The organism is Halosolutus sp. DAT137 (genome assembly GCF_059736405.1).
Genome location: NZ_JCAQID010000012.1, coordinates 104,268 through 121,153, shown reverse-complemented (window position 1 = coordinate 121,153; position 16,886 = coordinate 104,268). Strand labels below are relative to the sequence as shown.

Here is a 16,886-nt window from a genome sequence, read left to right as displayed (position 1 = left end):
GTCGCCACGGGCGATCGTCTCCGCGACCAGTTCCTTCCTCGTCCAGAGATTCCTCCGATCAGTCGAGCGCGCTGGCCGCTCGAATCAGGCGCGTCTCGCCGAAGGCCGGCCCGACGAGTTGCAGTCCGACGGGGAGGCCGTCGGTTTCGCCCGCTGGGACCGAGATCGCGGGCAGATCCGCGAGGTTGACGGGAACGGTGTTCGCGTCGGCCAGGTACATCTGCAGCGGGTCGTCGAGGCTCTCGCCGAGTTCGAAAGGTGGCACTGGCATCGTCGGCGACGCGAGGACGTCGGCTTCCGAGAGAGCGTCGTCGAAGTCCTGTTTGACCCAGGCGCGGGCGTCCTGGGCCTTTTTGTAGTACTTGTCGTGATAGCCCGCCGACAGCGCGTAGGTGCCGAGCAAGATACGACGTTTTACCTCGTCGCCAAAGCCCTCTTTGCGGGCGTTCGAGAAGGCGTCGTTCCAGTTCCCGTCGGTGGCCCCATCTCCGTCGTGGCCGTACCGTACGCCGTCGAACCGGGCGAGGTTCGAGGACGCCTCCGACATCGCGATCACGTAGTAGGCTTCGACGGCGTGTTCGATCGACGGGAGGCTCACGTCGTGGTACTCGGCTCCCTGGTCTTCGAGCGCCGCGATCGCGTTCCAGAACGTGTCGACGACGCCCTCGTGGGCACCGTCGAGCAGTTCCGTGGGAACGCCGATCTGGAGACCGTCGACGTCGCCGGTCGCGGCGTCGGCGTAGGTCGCGTCGTCTCCGTTCGGAGCCTCGCGCGTCGTCGCGTCCCGCTCGTCGCTCCCCGCGATCACGTCGAGCAGCGCCGCGGCGTCCTCGACGGTGTTCGCGAACGGGCCGATCTGTTCGAGACTGTTCCCGTAGGCGACGAGCCCGTACCGCGAGACCAGGCCGTAGGTCGGTTTGATACCGACGACACCGCAAAACGCGGCGGGACAGCGAACCGAGCCGCCCGTATCGGAGCCGAGCGCGAGGTCGGCCTCGCCAGCGGCGACGGCGGCCGCAGACCCGCCCGATGAGCCGCCCGGAACGCGTCCGGGCGCGGCCGGGTTCTCCACCGCGCCGAAGGAGGAGGTTTCGGTCGTCGACCCCATCCCGAACTCGTCCATGTTGGCCTTCCCGACGATCGTTCCGCCGGCGTTTTTGATCCGAGTGACTACCGTCGCGTCGTACGGCGGGACGTACTCCTCGAGCATCCGGGACCCACAGGTCGTTCGGACGCCTTCCGTCGAGATGTTGTCTTTGACGGCGACGGTCTTCCCGGCCAGCGGGCCGTCGTCGTCGCCCTCGATCCGGGCTTCTGTGATAAAGATATTCTCGGACATGATCAGGAAACGTTCGGGCCTTTGAAATAGCCGTCTTCGGTCTCGGGGGCGTTCCGAAGCGCTTCGTCGCGTTCCAGAGAGTCGCACACCTCGTCCGGTCGCATCACGTTCGTCAGCGTCGCTTCGCGATCGACCTCCGGTACCTCGTCCAGCGTCTCGAAGTACTCGAGGATGTCCGCAAACTGGCCCGTGAACTGATCGACCTCCTCGTCTGTGAGGTCGACCCGGGCGAGGGACGCGACGTGGCGGACCTCCTCGGAACTGACGGCATCGTCGCTCATACCCCATCTCACCGGCCTCCCGAGAGTAAGGGTTTCGATACCGTCTCCGCGGCGACCGATCGACCCGGAGAGCCCACCGTGGCGGGCTGTCGCTGTTTCGTTGCCCTCCGATCGTCACTCCGCTGGTAGACGGTTGTCTGTCGCCGGTTCCAGCGTTCGCAGGAAACCGTTCGTCTCTTCGAACAATCGAAGTATTTAAGTGGCGGCAGATAGTTAAATGATGCCACGATAGAGCGTTTTCCATCGAGCGTTCCACTGAGTTTCAACACAATGACCAATTCCACTATCCGAACGCGGAGCGGTGAGCGACGGCAAACCAGTTTGGAAGCGACCCGAGAGCACGAAGATCAACAGGACGAACGAGAGCAGTGTCCGGAATGCAGCGGCCGATTGTTGTCGGATACCGAACACGCCGAAACCGTCTGCGAAGACTGTGGCCTCGTCGTCGACGAAGGTGAGATCGATCGCGGTCCGGAGTGGCGCGCGTTCGACGCTGCCGAAAAGAACGAGAAATCCCGCGTCGGTGCGCCGACGACGAACATGATGCACGACCAGGGGCTCTCGACGAACATCGGCTGGCAGAACAAAGACGCCTACGGCAAGTCGCTGAGTTCCCGCCAGCGCAAAAAGATGCAGCGCCTGCGCACCTGGAACGAGCGCTTTCGTACCCGAGACTCGAAGGAGCGAAATCTCAAACAGGCGCTGGGCGAGATCGATCGCATGGCTAGCGCACTCGGCCTCCCCGATACCGTTCGCGAGACGGCGAGCGTCATCTACCGGCGGGCACTCGAGGAGGATCTGCTCCCGGGGCGATCGATCGAGGGCGTCGCGACGTCGTCGCTGTACGCCGCCGCGCGCCAGGCCGGGACGCCGCGCAGTTTGGACGAGATTACGGCCGTTAGCCGCGTCGAGAAAGACGAGATCGCTCGCACGTACCGGTACGTAATTCGCGAACTCGGTCTCGAAGTACAGCCGGCAGATCCGGAGAGCTACGTTCCGCGGTTTGCGAGCGATCTCGACCTGTCCGACGAGACCGAGCGTCGCGCGCGATCGCTGCTACAGGCGGCCAAAGAACGCGGCGTTCACAGCGGGAAGTCACCCGTCGGACTCGCTGCTGCAGCAGTCTACGCCGGCGCACTGCTAACCAACGAGAAAGTCACCCAAAACGACGTGAGCGACGTCGCAAGCATCTCCGAAGTCACTATCCGTAACCGGTACCACGAACTCCTCGAGGCCGAAGAGGGGGCGGCCGCCTGAGCGCAGACTTTCCGGTACCCGATTACGGCCGTCGGTCAACGGTCGCTTGAACTGTCCTAATGGGCCACTACCCGCAATCGCGATCGACTAACGGGTGCATATTCATATCAACGCTCGTGGCTGTACGGGTATGAACTGCGACAACTGTCGCGCCGAGAAGGTCGCGTACACGCTGACTACTCACGTCGACGCCGGTGGCGCAGCCGAGAGCGGAGCCGGATCGGACACCGACGACGAGACGATCGACCTGCACTTCTGTTCGACCGATTGTCTTCGCGTCTGGACGTAGTTGGGTGTTTCTGAAAAGACAGCTACTAGCAGACAGCTTGTAGCACGATTCGATCGCCCGGAGACCGATCACGGATCGTCGTCGTAGACCTCCGGATTCTCCTCGCCGTCGACCTCGATCACGGCGAGTGCGCCTTTCCGAGCGACGCGCGAGAGCGCGTGGTCGACGATTTTGACCGGCCCGGGGACGGGGAACTCCATCTCGCCGGCGACGACGGTTCCGGGTGCGACGGGCGAGGTCTCGACGTTTTGTCCGGGCTCTGAAAGGAGGTCGCCGTCGCGATAGTAGCGACTCCAGACGTTTCCGATCGGGTGGAATGCGCTGGTCAGGTTCGGGCCACCGTTGGCGAAGTACACCCGTGCAGTGTCGCCCACTTCGGCCGCGATCGGTCCGTGACCGTCCTCCGTAAGAGCGCCGACGCCGCCGTTGAAGAGGACGTAGGTCGGGTCCTCGTCCGCCGCCGCGTCGAAGTCGAAGCTGTGGTGGCCCTCCTCGCCGGTGTCGCCGTTCGTGTAGAGTTCGTGCTGGCCGAGGTAGAACTCGCGGTCGACCTCGGGCAGTCCGTCTTCCGGTTCGACGAGGATCGCCCCGAACATCCCCAGGCTGATGTGCTGGTCCATGTTCGGGACCGCACAGTGGTAGATGTGGATTCCGGCGTAGGTCGCCTGGAAGCGAAGCCTGGCGGGCTCGTCGCCGGGGGCGATCGTGGTCGCAACGGCACCCCCACCCGGCCCGTAAACCGCGTGGAAGTCCACGTTGTGGGTGTCGGCGTTGTGCGCTTCGGGTACCTCGAAGGTGAGATCGATCGTGTCGCCCTCGCGAACGCGGATCAGCGGGCCGGGGATCTGCCCCTCGTAGGTCATGAAGTCGATCGTCACGCCGGGTTCGATCTCGGCGGTCGCTTCGATGCACTCGATCGTGAGCTCGTGGGTCCGCGGTTCGTCCCAGTCGACCGGCGGCGGGATGGCGGTCGGGTCGGCCGCGATGCGCTCGAGGTCGACGGCCGCCGCTGCCGGCAGGGCGTCCTCGTCCGGGTCGGTGCTCGCGCTCCCCTCTGGGGCGTCCCGTCCGAGACAGCCGGCGATCGCGACCGCGCCGGTTGCGCCGAGTGTTTGCATGAACGATCGTCGGTTTGCGGTGGTTACAGTCATCGTTTTTCTCCTCATGTCTGTATACAGTGACTATACGTTCAGCTGCATCGGTGATTCTCTCAGAAATGGAACACTCCCGAACGGGTTCGGGCGGTCTGTAATAAGGCGATCGCCGCGGAGAAACGATCGATCGACGACGGGGATATAACTGCGTCGCGATCGAACCGTCCGGTATGGTTTCCACGCCAGTCACCGCCGAAACTGGCGCGTCGATTCTCTCGGAGCCCGATCTCACCTCGTCGTACCGCGTGGTCAACGGCGTCCGACTCCACGTCGTCGCCGCGGGCGACGAGAGCAACCCGCTCGTCGTCTTGCTCCACGGGTTTCCGGAGTTCTGGTACGGCTGGCGCGACCACATCGCGGCGCTCGTCGACGCCGGCTACCGGGTGCTCGTTCCTGACCAGCGGGGATACAACCTGAGCGAGAAGCCACCCGGCGTGAGGGCGTACCGGGCCCGCGAACTGTCCGAAGACATCGTCGATCTCGTCGCAAGCGAGGATCGCGAATCGGCACATCTCGTCGGACACGACTGGGGCGGCAGCGTCGCCTGGGACGTGGCTCTGCGCTTTCCGGGGATCGTCGATCGGCTCGCGATCGTCAACGCGCCGCATCCGACCGCCTTCCGTGAACAACTCAGGTCGAACCCCGACCAGCTGCGTCGAAGCTGGTACGTCCTGTCCGTCCAGCTGCCGTGGATCCCGGAACGCCTCCTTCGCGCGTCGAACTTCGCCCTGCTCGAGCGGGCGCTTCGGGAGAGTTCCCCGCCGGGGACGTTCTCCGACGACGTGCTCGAACACTACCGACGAGCCTGGCGTGCCAACGGCGCGCTGACGGGGATGCTCAACTGGTACCGTGCCGCCGCTCGCTATCCGGCGAGTTACTCCAGTAACCGCGTCACGGTGCCGACGCTCGTCGTCTGGGGCGACGACGACATCGCGCTCGTCCCCGAACTCGCGATCGAGAGTCAGCGCTACTGCGAGGACGGCCGACTCGAGCGGTTCCCGGAGACGAGTCACTGGGTCCCCCACGAACGCCCGGATCGACTGTCGACGCTCCTCCTCGAACACCTTGATCAGTGACGGCGCGATCTACGCGTCGGTCCGCCAGATGACGGTGACGACATCGCCGTCGCTGCCCCTGGATTCGATCGTTTCGTACTCGTAACCTCGATCGTCGAGTTTCGGGTAGAGAAACTGCGGCGCGCGATCGTTGCGCTGGACCAGCACGGTCTCGTCGGGGAGGTCGGCCAGCGTCTCGAGGGTCCGCTGCAGCGGCTCCGGCGGCCCGAGCGTTCGCACGTCGATCGTCTTATGCGGTCGATCGGTCGGTGCCCCGGTTCGATCGATGATCGTCGTCGGTGACGCCATGCGTGCTGATTGGACCTGGAACGGGGTGTGTTTCGTCCCGCACGTGTTCGGGAACGTGCAATCCGGGGCCTGCAGTGTCGATCGGTCGGCCGCGAGTGCTCGGCCGAACTGACGGTCAGCCGGGCGACCGATCGAACAGAGAGGGACAGGAACGGTCGAAACGGCGAGCACAGGAGCGGCTGATGGGGGTGGCCGGCCGGCCGTCTCGGGAGCGTCGTCGATCCGTAGACTGGGTTACGGTTCTACCTTCGGAAATCGGGCGACGAACTCCTCCGGGCCTGCCCGTTCGACCTCGTAGCCGTCGGCGTCGAACGTCTCGACTTCCGCCTGGAACTCGTAGAACAGCGGCTTGGGTTCGTGGTCGTTGACGATGGTCAACGTTTCCCCGGGCGCTAACTCCTCGAATGCCTCGTGGATGGTCGGGTGGCGGTTCACCGGTGGAACGTCTCTGACGTCGAGTCGAGTCATGCGAGTCGAAGTTCGTTTCCGCACCCACGTACACGTTCATCCGAATATATTCGCGTCAGCTACTCGGACTCGATCAGGACGTGCCAGACGCCACCCTCGCGTTCCTCGCTTTCGTGGGTGTACCCACGGGCCGAGAGCACTTTGTAGAGCGGAACCGGCTCGAACGGCGCGATCAATCGCAATCGATTGCCGTCGTCGAGCGTCTTTAGGGCCGTCATGATGTCGTCGAACGGTGCGCCATCGATCTCGCGAACGTCCAGCGTTCGGTCGTGACTCTCGGTATCCATCGACATCGCTCGATGATTCGTTCTTGAACCGGTTGGGTATTGACGCGAACGTGTTCGAACGTCGCCTACGGCTGTCGTTGCGCTCGACGACCACTCGCGGGTGTAGAGTCGTTCGCGCGGCGATCGAGCGGGAAGACCGGTGAGAAACGGGTTGGTACGCCACATTCCCACGCAGCAGGAATGCGCCGAACATATTCGTAGATACGGGGACGTAGATTCGATCGGTAACAGGTTCGTATGGCTCAAGCAACTCTCACGGTTACGATGCCCCAGCAGGTCTGGATTCAGCAGGTCTCGACGTCTCACCCCGAGGCGACGTTTCGAGTGCTCGCTGCCGTCCCGGGCTCGGATTCCGGATTCGCCCTCGTCCGGATCGCGGGTCCGGAGATCGCCGAGGTGGTCGACGATATGAACGATCACCCGCAGATAACCGAACTGACCCTCGCCCAGTGGAGCGAGAACGAGGCGACGGTCCACTTCGAGACGACGGATCCACTGTTGCTGTTTTCCTCGAAGGAGTCGGGAATGCCGATCGAACTTCCGGTCGAGATTCAAGACGGCGACGCGACGGTCGAGGTGACGGGCTCGCGCGAGCGACTTGCCGAACTCGCCGCACAGCTCGAACGATTCGGTCTGCAGTACCGCATCGAACACGTCAGAGAGCGACTTCACGAGAGCCAGTTGCTTTCGGAACGCCAACTCGAAATCGTCGTCGCGGCCGTCGAGGAGGGGTACTACGATACGCCGCGGCAGTGTTCGCTGACCGAACTGGCCGCCCATCTCGACATCGCGAAATCGACGTGTAGCGAGACGCTTCACCGGGCCGAGGAGGCGATCATCAAACGATTCGTCGAGGACGTTCCCGGCGTCGCAGAGGAGGAAGATCTGGCCGAACAGCTCGCCAGCGGCTGATCGATCGACTTCGCGTCGTCACCCCAACTGTAGCTCTACAAGTGTAGAGCGGACGACCGCGCCGCACGGGCGACGATTCGTACGGATAGTTGTGACGTTTTACCGGTCACCACCCCACCAGTGCGGCGATCACGGGTAAAGAATCACACCAAACCGTATCAGTCGGCTCGGGGCGCGAGAACGAGCACTGCCGTCGTCGCTGCCAGCGCTTTCGGTGCGATGTCCTGTGCGCCATCGAAGCGAGCGAGCTCACCGGCTTCGAGTTCGTGTTCGGCGTCGCCGAGTGTCACCGCCAGTCGCCCCTCGAGTACGTGCATCACGATCTCCCGATCGGGATGCTGGTGTGGGGCGATTTCCTCGCCCGCTGCGAGCGACAGTCGGATCGTTTTCGGCTCTCCGTCGAACACCTGTGCGTGGGGGGTTCCGTCGAGTGCTGCGAGTGACTGGACTTCCGTGACGGTGCGTTCCGATTCCGAAGTGGTCATACGAGTGGATACGGACCGCGGCTCCGAAAGATGATTGGGGCGAACGTGTTCGGAGGCACTCGTCCTGAGGCGTACCGGACGTTCGTGGGCCGTACCGGTCGTTCGAGCGTCGATGCCGGAATCCGTCGCTGGAAGAGCCCGTCTAACTATTTAAATGGCCGAATATGTTCGCATCCATTCTCACTCGATGGAAATCGACTCGATACTTCAAATCCATCTAGTTATGAGTCGCGGGTAGAGTACAGAGACATGTATTCAATTACGTGCCGGCATGTAACTACGTCGCACCGATGTGAACATCCAGGGAGGTGTTCCCGGTAAATGAGTACGGACGACGACTCGTTCCACCCACTCGGCCAGGAGTGGGAGAACGAGCTGGAGACGATGCTCGACGATACCGAGTACGATAGCGACCTGGGAATGGAAATGGCCCAGGACGCGATGGCCGTCACCAAAGGCGAACTCTCCGAAGCCGAATTCCACGAGAAGTATCACGACGACGTGATGGACGAGTTCGGCGTCGACGATCGCCCGACGGCAGAGGCCTACGAGCGGGCCGCCGAAGAAGGGAAAGGCACCGTCGGTCGGATGCTCGACGCTTTCGACGGTGACGGTGAAGAGAGTCGGCGCGAGACGATGAAGAAGATGGGTGCCGGCGCGGCTGCGGTCGGACTCGGTGCCTGGGGGACCGTCGACGACGGGCCGGCGATGAACGTCGCCGCAGCCGACGACGGCAACAGCGATGTCCAGCGCGACGGCCCGCAGCTGGGGATGGTGCTCGATCTGGAGCGCTGTGACGGCTGTCTCTCCTGTGTCACCGCCTGTCAACAGGAGAACCAGCTCGACCAGGGCGTCAACTGGATGTACATTCTCGAGTACCAGGACGAAAACAAGGAATCCTCGGACGGAAGTCTCAGTCGCAACCGGCTTATCCGGCCGTGCCAGCACTGTACGGACGCGCCGTGTGAGAAGGTCTGTCCGACGACGGCTCGTCACACTCGCGACAAGGACGGTCTCGTCCTGACCGACTACGACGTCTGTATCGGTTGCCGGTACTGCCAGGTCGCCTGTCCGTACGGCGTCAACTACTTCCAGTGGGAGGAACCCGAGGTCTCGACCGACGACATCGCAGAGAGCCACGATGTCGAACCGGGCGAACAGGGCGATCACATGACCGACGAACGCGGTCGCTGGGTCGACAGCCGAGCGCCCCGTGGTGTCATGAGCAAGTGTACGATGTGTCCGAGCCGCCAGGACGGACACATGGGAGAGGAGAAGGTTGGAACGACCGCCTGCGAGGACGCCTGCCCGCCGAACGCGATCCAGTTTGGCGACATGAACGACCCCGAAAGCGATCCACAGCAGTACCTCGCGAGCGTCACGCGATCTCGCGCCCGATCGCAAGTCGACGGACAGAGTCCGAACAAGGAGGACGTCCGCGAATCGTACGACTTCGTCGAGGGCGAGATCGGTCTGCTCGATCTCAACTACCTCGAAGGAGACTGGGGCGCCGAGGAGATCGAGGCCGCACTCTACATCGAGGGAGAGATCGACGAGAGCGACCTCTCGCTCGAAGACGAGGACCTCCGCGATGCGGTTCTGTCGATCCTCGAATCCGAGTTCGAAGACGACCTCTCCGAGGACGACCTCGCGACGCTCGTCGACGTCCTCCTCGACGAGGCTGACGAATCTGAAGCCGATTCGGACGACCTCGAACGCGCCGAGGACGCGATCGCAGCCGTCATTAGCGACGCCGAGGCGGCCGTTCAGGGCGTCGTCGATCGGTACGAATCCCGCGAGATCACGCCGGCCGAGGTGCAGGAATCGATCGAGATCCTCGACGGCGAGGACGAGCCGTGGGTGACGGAAGCGGGGATCACCGACGAGGAAACCGCCCAGCAGGTCCTCGATAGCTACGTCGGCGGTGAATCCTCGACGTTCAAACTGCTCGAAGACGTCGGCACGAACCCGAACGTGACCTACATCGGGAACGAGCCCGGTCCGAGCGCCGAGCAGGTCGACGGACCCGTCGCGTACGAAGACGTCGGTTTGACGGACAACCGCAAAGAAGTTCTCGACGAAGGAACCGTCGGTGACGCAGGGGTGTCCCTATGAGCACGAAGACGCCCAACGAAGCGGATATCCTCCGCCCGATCAACACCTTCACGAAGAAGTACGTCGCGCTGTTTGGCGCCAGCGCGCTCGCACTCGGTGTGTTTCTGGTCGCCTGGGCGTACCAGCTCCAGCAAGGACTCGTCGTCACCGGACTCTCCGACTGGGGGTCCGGCGGCGGTGTGACCTGGGGGCTGTACATCGGGGCGTTCATCTGGTGGGTCGGGATCGCTCACGGCGGGATTATCCTTTCGGCAGCGGTCAGACTGCTCGGCATGGACCGATATATGCCGGTCGCCCGACTCGCAGAGATGTTGACCCTCGCTGGCCTCTCGGCGGCGGGATTCTACATTCTCATTCACATGGGCCGACCCGATCGGATGGTCACGAGCGTGCTGGGTCACTACCACATCACGGTCAACAACTCGCCGCTGGTGTGGGACGTGACCGTCATCACGGCCTACTTCGTGTTGACGGCGACCTACCTCGCGCTGACGCTCCGGTACGATCTCACGCGACTCCGTGATCAGCTGCCGGACCACTTCGAACCGATCTACAAGTTCATGACGCTCGGCTACACGAAGAAAGAAGATCAGATCATCGAGCGGATGGTCTGGTGGCTCGCACTCGCGATCATCATCATGGCCCCGCTGTTGCTCCACGGCGGCGTGATCCCGTGGCTGTTCGCCGTGCTTCCGGGCATGCCCGGCTGGTTCAGCGCCGTACAGGGCCCGCAGTTCCTCACGATCGCACTTACGTCCGCGATCAGCGGCGTGATTCTCGTCGCGGCCGCCTTCCGGAAGGCATACGACTGGGATCACATCATGACGGACGACGTCTTCCGCGGCCTGTTGCTCTGGCTCGGATTCTTCTGTCTGCTGTTCCTCTGGCTGCAGCTCCAGCAGAACGTCGTCGGCCTGTTCAAGGCGCCGGTCAACGTGGCCGTCGCACAGGAAGCGACGCTCGCGCACCCGCTCTACCAATTCTCGATGGCGCTGGTGTTCGGGACGCTCGTCTTCATCTTCGCGCAAGCGGTTCGTCCCTCGCTGTTCACCCGGGTTCGAGCGATGGTCGCCGGCGTACTGGTGCTTCTCGCGACGCTCGTCGAGAAGATCCTGTTCGTCGTCGAGGGATTCTATCACCCGACCTTCGAGATCTACCGAGCGACCCCTGGCGAGTACTTCCCGAGTGCGATCGAGTGGCTCTCACTCGTCGGGACGGTCGGTCTGGTGGTGCTGTTCTTCCTCGCGCTCTCGAAAGTCGTGCCGGTCGTCGAACTTCACGCGGTCGAGCACCTGCGCGGCGACCACGGTCACGGCCACGAGCACGAAACAGCACATGATAGCGCCAAAGACGCGGAGGTGGAAGCATGATTCCCGCACTCGCGTCGGGCCTCTCGTGGATCGCCTACCACGGCTACGACGGAACTGAAGGACTCACCGGCTTCCCGAATATCGGGACGTACCTCATCTTCGCCGTCATTCTGGTGCCGGTCTACGTCATGATCGCCGCGTGGTTCATCGGGACACCGAAAGACACCAAGACGGGCCTGATGGGCGTCTCGTACCTCGTCGGGATCACGGCCCAGATGTGGATCGGGATGTTCATCCTGACGATGATCATCGGCCTCGTCTTCTACGGCGGCGTTCCGGAACCGCTGGCCGCACCCGGTCCGTAACCGAGTCGGTCTCCAGACGAGTCGGTATCCCGTTTTCACCGCGTTCGGTCGAGCGAGACGGCGACCGTCAGGACGGAATATAGTCGGCCCTGACTATTCATGGTAAACGGTCACTAGCGTGGTTGGTGATCGATGGACTGTGTATAACCCAGTCACTACCGTCTGCGCGTGGGTTCTCTACCACGGGTACGAGGGGACCGAAGGGCTCACCGGATTTCCGAACACGGGGACCTGGCTCATTTTCGGCGTTGTTCTGGTCCCGGTGTACGTGATGGTCGCAGCGTGGTTTCTCGGAACCCCGCGGGATACGAAAACCGGCCTCCTCGGCGTCTCGTATCTCGTCGGGATCACGGCCCAGATGTGGATCGGGATGTTGATTCTGACGCTCTTGATCGGAATCGTGTTCTACGGCGGACTGCCGGAGCCGATAACGTCGCCCGGGCCCTAGGCGGCGTGGTTCGGGACAGGTCGTCCGCGCTTCGCTCAGCGATCGGTCCCCCTACGCGTCGGCGTTCGGCGGTCGAACCATCACACGTATCCCGCTTCGATCCCTTACTTCCGCCAACGGATTCCGACGTACTATGAGTATTACCGAACACGAACTCACAATCAAACTCGAGGAGATTACGGACCCCGACATCGGCGAGGACATCGTCTCGCTCGGACTGGTCAACGACGTCACGATCGACGACGAGACCGCGCGGATCTCGCTCGCGTTCAACGCGCCGTATGCGCCCTCGGAGATGGAACTGGGCAACAGGATTCGAGAACTGTGCGACGAGGTCGGCCTCCAGGCCGATCTTCGCGCCCAGGCCGGCGCGGAACACGGGTTCGACGACGAAGTCCTCCCGCGGGTTAGAAACGTCATCGCCGTCTCCTCCGGGAAAGGCGGCGTCGGCAAGACGACGGTTGCGGCCAATCTCGCGGCCGGACTCGAAAATCGCGGAGCGATGGTCGGCCTGCTCGACGCCGACATTCACGGCCCAAACATCCCACGGATTCTGCCCGTCGAGAGCGAACCCGGGGTGACGCCGAGCGAGGACATCGTCCCGCCGCGATCGGACGGCGTGCGAATCATCAGCATGGGATTTATGATGGAAAACGACGACGACCCCGCAATTTTGCGCGGGCCGATGGTCAACAAGTTCATGATGAAGTTCCTCGACGGCGTCGAGTGGGGTCGGCTCGACTACCTCATCGTGGACCTGCCGCCCGGGACCGGCGACGCAACCCTGAACCTCCTGCAGTCGATGCCCGTCACCGGAGCCGTCGTCGTCACGACGCCCCAGGAGATGGCACTCGACGACACCCGCAAGGGGATTCAGATGTTCAACAAACACGACACGCCCGTTCTGGGCGTCGTCGAAAACATGAGTACCTTCGTCGCGCCCGACACCGGCAAGGAGTACAGCCTCTTTGGAACCGAGGGGGCCAAACAGATCGTCGACAAATACGACATCCCGCTGCTCGGTCAGATTCCGATCCACCCGGACTTCGGGGCCGAGGGGAGCGAAGGCGCGCTCGTCAAGGACGATCGAAGCCCGGTACAGGAAACGCTCGAGGAGTTCGTCGCCGAGACGGCCGACCGAATTGGCGAGGTCAACCGTCGGACGGTCGCCAAACACAAGGGCGGCGAACCGGAGAATAAACTGCCGACCGAGACGGAAGATTAGGCGTCCGCGAGCAGCGACTCGACGTACGTCGTGACGTGGTCGTCCATCCGGCGTTTGTAGCCGGCCTGCCTCGCGAGTCGATCGAGTTCGCGAGCGACGAGGCTGCCGTACTGGACGGCCTTTTTGTCGCGTCCGGCGACTTCGTCGGGAAGGTACTCGGCCGCGACGAGTCGGAACCCTCGCTTTCGCCGTGTATCATCGGCCAGCAATGTGTCGGGCAACCGAAGCGCGGCGTCGACAACGGCATCGTGGAGTAGCGGTGCCACCGGCTCGACGCCGGCTGTGCGAAGCGTGAGCACGTCTCTGGGCAATTGCTCCGGGAGACTCCGGATTTGCTCGCGAACCGCGCCGCGAACGGTCTCGGCTTCGACGCGATGATCGAGCCGAACGACCTTCTCGTACCCGCCGAACAGTTCGTCGGCCCCCTGGCCGACCGCGAGCGCGTCGAAGCCGTCGGCGGCGACCCGCTCGCCGGCCAGATAGAGCGGCAGCGCGATCTGGATGTCCATCGCGTTCGTCCGCCCGATCGCTCGTGCGACCTCGGGGACGGCGCGTTCGAGGTCGGCAGGTTCGAGGTCGACGACGGTGAGGTCACGCCCCATCGCATCCGCGGCCGTACGCGCGGCATCGACGTCGTGACTGTCCGGAAACCCAACGACGTACAGCGGCCCGTCGAGCAGTTCGGCAACGAGCGCCGAGTCGACGCCTCCGGAAAAGGCAACCGCAACATCGCGGTCCTCGCTCTGAACGTCGGTTGCGGCCGTTTCGATCGCCTGACGGAGACGGTCCAGTGCCGCCTCTCGATCGCGTTCGGGCTCGGGGTCGGGAAGCGACCAGTGTCGTGTTGGTTCGGATTCGTCGGGACCAACGATCGAGCCGGCGGGTATCGGGACCGGATCGTCGAGCGTTCCGGGTTCGAACGCCCACCATCCGTCTGCCGCCAGCGGTACGGCGTCGCGGTCGACGAACAGCGGCTCGCGACCGAGCACGTCGCGAACGAGGCGGCCGTCTACTAGCCCGGAAAACCCAGTCGTTCCTGGGAGCGGATCGCCTGACTCGATCGCCTCGCGGATGCGGGCTCGATCGCCGCCGCGAAGCGTCATCGGAACAACCCCAGTGCGACGTTTCTGATGCGCCTCGTGACGCCGCCGCCGAACTGGCGGAAGCTGATGTGCCACGGCGTTCGCTTCCCTTCGACGGACGTTTTTCCCTCACGGATCGCGTCGAGAATTGCGTCAGCGGACCGGTCGTCGGCGTCGACGCGGGTGACGGCCTGGCCGACCATCTCGCTGATGTGGGCGTCGCTGCCGGCGGTCATCGGAAGGCCCCGGCTCCGGGCAAACCGTTCTGCCTGTCTATTTGCTCGACCTGTCAAAAGTCGTGAATTATAGACCTCGATCGCGTCGCCCAGCGCGAGTTGGTCGCGGCTGATTCGGGCCATCACGCCGTGGCGAGATTCCTGGAACGGGTGCGGGATGACGGCGATTCCTCCCTGTTCGTGTATCGCGTCGATCGTCGACTCGAACGAAAGGCCGGGCGGGACGGCCTCCTCGACGCCGAGACCCAGTACGTGGCCCGCCTTGCTCGAAATCTCGATGCCGGGAATGGCGACCAGCCCGTATTCGGGGGCGCGCTCGACGACCTCGAGACTCGCGTCGATCTCGTCGTGGTCGGTGACGGCGATCGCGTCCAGCCCGACGGCCTCGGCCTGTTCTAAGATGAGTTCGACCGAGTCGCGACCGTCGTACGACAGCGACGAGTGTACGTGGAGTTCGACCGACAGCACGAGCGTACGTTTCGTTGGCCCGAAGAAAAACGCCTCGGTCCGGCGGCTGGAGACGAAAACGACCGCAAACCCAAACAGCAGTGGCCGCCGGGGGCCGGTGGCCGCCGAACGATCGTCAGCCCGATCGCCGGTTCGCCGCCAGCGCAACCCCGATCAGGAGGGCGACAGCGAGGCCGCCGATCGCGAGACCGAATCCGGAGAGAGAATCCGTCGTCTCGGTGGTTGAACCGGTTTCGTCCGCCGACTCTGATTCACCCTGCAGGGAGGTGTCTTCTCCGTGACTGCTCCCGCTTTCGGTGTCGGTATCGTTCGTCCCAGGGGGGCCGCCGCCGTCCGGATCAAACGCATCGTCTGACGCGGATTTCGGCTCGAAACCGACCGTCAGTCGGTCGATCGCCGTCACGTTCGCCTCGTACTCGTACAGTCCGTCGGAGAGGCCCCGGAGTTCGACGGGGGACTCCTCCCAGCCGTTGCCGTCGGTCTCGTAGAGCGATATCTCGGTCGGGTCGACCCTGTCGGCCTGCAATCGATCGGCTGCGACGCTGAAGATGACGGTTCCCGAGACGTCGGACTGCTCGCTCGAAACGCGCAGTTCCGAGAGTTCCTCGACATTGTCGGGAACGGCCGGTCGGTCGTCGGTGGAGTCCGTCTCGACGGTGAACGTGACGGCCGGATCGACACCGGTCAGTTCGATGCTCTCGAACCGAACGGCGTCGCTCGAACCGGCTACCGGCCGAAGTCCGCCGTCTTCGCCGCCATCGCTTGCATCGCCAACGGTGGCAGTGATCTCTCCGTCGACCCGATCGTACGTCACCGTGGGGCCGTCACAGGTCCCGGTACGGATCGTTACCGGCTCGTCGAGCGAGGGCAGGTCCGTCCGGTCAGGGTCCTCGCTGTCTCCAGAAAGGACCTCCCAGCGATCGATTCTCCCGTCTCCGTGCCAGTCGGGATCGTGCAGATCGTCGTTGTCGTAAAACGGCGACGCCTCGTTGAACGCCGGCTGGACGGTCACGGCGAACGACTCGTCGAGACCGCCCCGGATCGCGCCGCCGTCGGTTCGGGCGTCAGTCCAGATCCAGGAGGCACCGAGCCAGCCGTCGCCGCCGTACCACTCGGCCATATTCGTTTCCCCGTCGTACTTGTCGTCTTTGACGACCCACTCGGCGTCTTCCGGGGTGCCGACGACGTCGAACGAGACGACCCCGCCGCTGGTGTCGCCGTCGAGTCGATCGTGGACGACCACGAGGCTCATGCCGTCTGGTCCCTCGTGGAGCATTAGCAGGCTCGTATCGTCCGCCTGAAGCTGTCTCGTCCCGTAGGAACTGTACAACCGATCGACCTCCGTGGGGTGGGTCTCGTGATTTCGGTAGTCGTAGAACGACTCGACCGAGCCGTCCGTTTCGAGAGGCTCGATCTGCTGGCAGAACTCGCCTTGCTCGACGACGTACGCGTCCGTCGCGTGCTGGGGCGGTACCGTCGCCGTGGCGACTCCAGAAATGCCGGGGGGAAGTACGCCGGCGATGCTGCCGGCGACGATCGCGACGACGACCGAGAGGACGGTAATCGCCCTCACGCAGTTCCTCCTGCTTCGAGCGAGGAACGATCGTCTGCTGTACGGTCTGCGTGGGGGGTGGAGGGTCGGAAGGGGGCGGGAACCGGGACAGCCATCGTACCCGTAGGATCGACGAACGCCGTTGGTAGTAAATGACCCCGATACTCGCAGTAACGAGGACGGAACGAGCTTCCAGTGGGTCCCTTCGTTCGATCGTCGGCCCGTAGTCGGGGCGACGTGTTCGATCGA

The 16,886-nt window shown here is 63.7% G+C and carries 19 protein-coding genes; 9 read left to right on the top strand and 10 right to left on the bottom strand.

What is annotated here, in order from left to right:
* Positions 1–58: 58 nt before the first annotated feature.
* Both gatA and gatC read right to left on the bottom strand, forming a co-directional pair.
* Positions 59–1,339, bottom strand: a complete 1,281-nt coding sequence (gatA, locus tag AC6I6L_RS18940) for an Asp-tRNA(Asn)/Glu-tRNA(Gln) amidotransferase subunit GatA (RefSeq protein WP_497919329.1) — start codon at positions 1,337–1,339, stop codon at positions 59–61.
* A gap of 2 nt (positions 1,340–1,341) precedes the next feature.
* Positions 1,342–1,620: an Asp-tRNA(Asn)/Glu-tRNA(Gln) amidotransferase subunit GatC gene (gatC, locus tag AC6I6L_RS18935; protein WP_497919328.1), complete on the bottom strand. Its 279-nt coding sequence runs from the start codon at positions 1,618–1,620 to the stop codon at positions 1,342–1,344.
* 270 nt (positions 1,621–1,890) lie between these two features.
* Here gatC and AC6I6L_RS18930 point away from each other — a divergent pair, with 270 nt between their 5' ends.
* Both AC6I6L_RS18930 and AC6I6L_RS18925 read left to right on the top strand, forming a co-directional pair.
* On the top strand, positions 1,891–2,877 hold the full coding sequence (locus tag AC6I6L_RS18930) for a transcription initiation factor IIB (RefSeq protein ID WP_497919327.1): 987 nt from the start codon (positions 1,891–1,893) through the stop codon (positions 2,875–2,877).
* 130 nt (positions 2,878–3,007) lie between these two features.
* Entirely contained in the window at positions 3,008–3,166 is a 159-nt protein-coding gene (locus AC6I6L_RS18925; protein WP_497919326.1) for a hypothetical protein, read from the top strand.
* A 68-nt stretch (positions 3,167–3,234) separates the two neighbouring features.
* Here the strand turns inward: AC6I6L_RS18925 and nirK are convergent, their stop codons facing one another.
* A complete protein-coding gene (gene nirK / locus AC6I6L_RS18920) occupies positions 3,235–4,317 on the bottom strand; it encodes a copper-containing nitrite reductase (protein WP_497919325.1) in 1,083 nt (360 codons plus the stop codon).
* A 173-nt stretch (positions 4,318–4,490) separates the two neighbouring features.
* On the opposite strand from nirK, the gene AC6I6L_RS18915 reads away from it, so the two are divergent.
* Positions 4,491–5,396: an alpha/beta fold hydrolase gene (locus AC6I6L_RS18915; RefSeq protein WP_497919324.1), complete on the top strand. Its 906-nt coding sequence runs from the start codon at positions 4,491–4,493 to the stop codon at positions 5,394–5,396.
* A 9-nt stretch (positions 5,397–5,405) separates the two neighbouring features.
* On the opposite strand, the gene AC6I6L_RS18910 is transcribed toward AC6I6L_RS18915, so the two are convergent.
* The 3 genes from AC6I6L_RS18910 to AC6I6L_RS18900 form a co-directional block, all read right to left on the bottom strand.
* Positions 5,406–5,684: a DUF2249 domain-containing protein gene (locus tag AC6I6L_RS18910; RefSeq protein WP_497919323.1), complete on the bottom strand. Its 279-nt coding sequence runs from the start codon at positions 5,682–5,684 to the stop codon at positions 5,406–5,408.
* 234 nt (positions 5,685–5,918) lie between these two features.
* Positions 5,919–6,152 (bottom strand): DUF2249 domain-containing protein, encoded by a 234-nt coding sequence (locus AC6I6L_RS18905; RefSeq protein ID WP_497919322.1) that lies wholly within the window; start codon positions 6,150–6,152, stop codon positions 5,919–5,921.
* A 59-nt stretch (positions 6,153–6,211) separates the two neighbouring features.
* Entirely contained in the window at positions 6,212–6,439 is a 228-nt protein-coding gene (locus AC6I6L_RS18900) for a DUF2249 domain-containing protein (protein WP_497919413.1), read from the bottom strand.
* Positions 6,440–6,676: 237 nt separating this feature from the next.
* On the opposite strand from AC6I6L_RS18900, the gene AC6I6L_RS18895 reads away from it, so the two are divergent.
* Entirely contained in the window at positions 6,677–7,351 is a 675-nt protein-coding gene (locus tag AC6I6L_RS18895) for a helix-turn-helix domain-containing protein (protein ID WP_497919321.1), read from the top strand.
* 158 nt (positions 7,352–7,509) lie between these two features.
* Here AC6I6L_RS18895 and AC6I6L_RS18890 read toward each other — a convergent pair whose 3' ends face one another.
* Positions 7,510–7,836, bottom strand: a complete 327-nt coding sequence (locus AC6I6L_RS18890) for a cupin domain-containing protein (RefSeq protein ID WP_497919320.1) — start codon at positions 7,834–7,836, stop codon at positions 7,510–7,512.
* Between the two features lie 321 nt (positions 7,837–8,157).
* Between AC6I6L_RS18890 and AC6I6L_RS18885 the strand changes: the two genes are divergently transcribed.
* From AC6I6L_RS18885 to AC6I6L_RS18865, 5 genes are all read left to right on the top strand, one after another.
* Complete coding sequence (locus tag AC6I6L_RS18885) at positions 8,158–9,951, top strand: 4Fe-4S ferredoxin N-terminal domain-containing protein (RefSeq protein WP_497919319.1); 1,794 nt, start codon at positions 8,158–8,160, stop codon at positions 9,949–9,951.
* Positions 9,948–11,321 (top strand): NrfD/PsrC family molybdoenzyme membrane anchor subunit, encoded by a 1,374-nt coding sequence (nrfD, locus tag AC6I6L_RS18880; RefSeq protein ID WP_497919318.1) that lies wholly within the window; start codon positions 9,948–9,950, stop codon positions 11,319–11,321. The genes AC6I6L_RS18885 and nrfD overlap by 4 nt, the downstream gene beginning before the upstream one ends.
* Positions 11,318–11,626 (top strand): hypothetical protein, encoded by a 309-nt coding sequence (locus AC6I6L_RS18875; RefSeq protein ID WP_497919317.1) that lies wholly within the window; start codon positions 11,318–11,320, stop codon positions 11,624–11,626. The genes nrfD and AC6I6L_RS18875 overlap by 4 nt, the downstream gene beginning before the upstream one ends.
* A gap of 139 nt (positions 11,627–11,765) precedes the next feature.
* Positions 11,766–12,074: a hypothetical protein gene (locus tag AC6I6L_RS18870; protein ID WP_497919316.1), complete on the top strand. Its 309-nt coding sequence runs from the start codon at positions 11,766–11,768 to the stop codon at positions 12,072–12,074.
* Positions 12,075–12,207: 133 nt separating this feature from the next.
* Complete coding sequence (locus AC6I6L_RS18865; RefSeq protein WP_497919315.1) at positions 12,208–13,299, top strand: Mrp/NBP35 family ATP-binding protein; 1,092 nt, start codon at positions 12,208–12,210, stop codon at positions 13,297–13,299.
* Here the strand turns inward: AC6I6L_RS18865 and AC6I6L_RS18860 are convergent.
* From AC6I6L_RS18860 to AC6I6L_RS18850, 3 genes are all read right to left on the bottom strand, one after another.
* Positions 13,296–14,402: an asparagine synthase C-terminal domain-containing protein gene (locus AC6I6L_RS18860; RefSeq protein ID WP_497919314.1), complete on the bottom strand. Its 1,107-nt coding sequence runs from the start codon at positions 14,400–14,402 to the stop codon at positions 13,296–13,298. The genes AC6I6L_RS18865 and AC6I6L_RS18860 overlap by 4 nt on opposite strands.
* The gene (locus tag AC6I6L_RS18855) at positions 14,399–15,085 is read right to left on the bottom strand and encodes a PHP domain-containing protein (RefSeq protein ID WP_497919313.1); all 687 of its coding nucleotides are present in this window, start codon (positions 15,083–15,085) and stop codon (positions 14,399–14,401) included. The genes AC6I6L_RS18860 and AC6I6L_RS18855 overlap by 4 nt, the downstream gene beginning before the upstream one ends.
* Before the next feature lie 115 nt (positions 15,086–15,200).
* The gene (locus tag AC6I6L_RS18850; RefSeq protein ID WP_497919312.1) at positions 15,201–16,658 is read right to left on the bottom strand and encodes a hypothetical protein; all 1,458 of its coding nucleotides are present in this window, start codon (positions 16,656–16,658) and stop codon (positions 15,201–15,203) included.
* Between the last annotated feature and the right edge of the window lie 228 nt (positions 16,659–16,886).

Bases quoted from the DNA above. Each gene is read 5' to 3' on its own strand.
- AC6I6L_RS18900 (WP_497919413.1), bottom strand. From the start codon at position 6,439: ATGGATACCGAGAGTCACGACCGAACGCTGGACGTTCGCGAGATCGAT.
- AC6I6L_RS18925 (WP_497919326.1), top strand. From the start codon at position 3,008: ATGAACTGCGACAACTGTCGCGCCGAGAAGGTCGCGTACACGCTGACT.
- gatC (WP_497919328.1), bottom strand. From the start codon at position 1,620: ATGAGCGACGATGCCGTCAGTTCCGAGGAGGTCCGCCACGTCGCGTCC.
- AC6I6L_RS18895 (WP_497919321.1), top strand. From the start codon at position 6,677: ATGGCTCAAGCAACTCTCACGGTTACGATGCCCCAGCAGGTCTGGATT.
- AC6I6L_RS18875 (WP_497919317.1), top strand. From the start codon at position 11,318: ATGATTCCCGCACTCGCGTCGGGCCTCTCGTGGATCGCCTACCACGGC.
- AC6I6L_RS18890 (WP_497919320.1), bottom strand. From the start codon at position 7,836: ATGACCACTTCGGAATCGGAACGCACCGTCACGGAAGTCCAGTCACTC.
- AC6I6L_RS18885 (WP_497919319.1), top strand. From the start codon at position 8,158: ATGAGTACGGACGACGACTCGTTCCACCCACTCGGCCAGGAGTGGGAG.
- AC6I6L_RS18910 (WP_497919323.1), bottom strand. From the start codon at position 5,684: ATGGCGTCACCGACGACGATCATCGATCGAACCGGGGCACCGACCGAT.
- gatA (WP_497919329.1), bottom strand. From the start codon at position 1,339: ATGTCCGAGAATATCTTTATCACAGAAGCCCGGATCGAGGGCGACGAC.
- nirK (WP_497919325.1), bottom strand. From the start codon at position 4,317: ATGACTGTAACCACCGCAAACCGACGATCGTTCATGCAAACACTCGGC.
- nrfD (WP_497919318.1), top strand. From the start codon at position 9,948: ATGAGCACGAAGACGCCCAACGAAGCGGATATCCTCCGCCCGATCAAC.
- AC6I6L_RS18905 (WP_497919322.1), bottom strand. From the start codon at position 6,152: ATGACTCGACTCGACGTCAGAGACGTTCCACCGGTGAACCGCCACCCG.
- AC6I6L_RS18865 (WP_497919315.1), top strand. From the start codon at position 12,208: ATGAGTATTACCGAACACGAACTCACAATCAAACTCGAGGAGATTACG.
- AC6I6L_RS18860 (WP_497919314.1), bottom strand. From the start codon at position 14,402: ATGACGCTTCGCGGCGGCGATCGAGCCCGCATCCGCGAGGCGATCGAG.
- AC6I6L_RS18915 (WP_497919324.1), top strand. From the start codon at position 4,491: ATGGTTTCCACGCCAGTCACCGCCGAAACTGGCGCGTCGATTCTCTCG.
- AC6I6L_RS18930 (WP_497919327.1), top strand. From the start codon at position 1,891: ATGACCAATTCCACTATCCGAACGCGGAGCGGTGAGCGACGGCAAACC.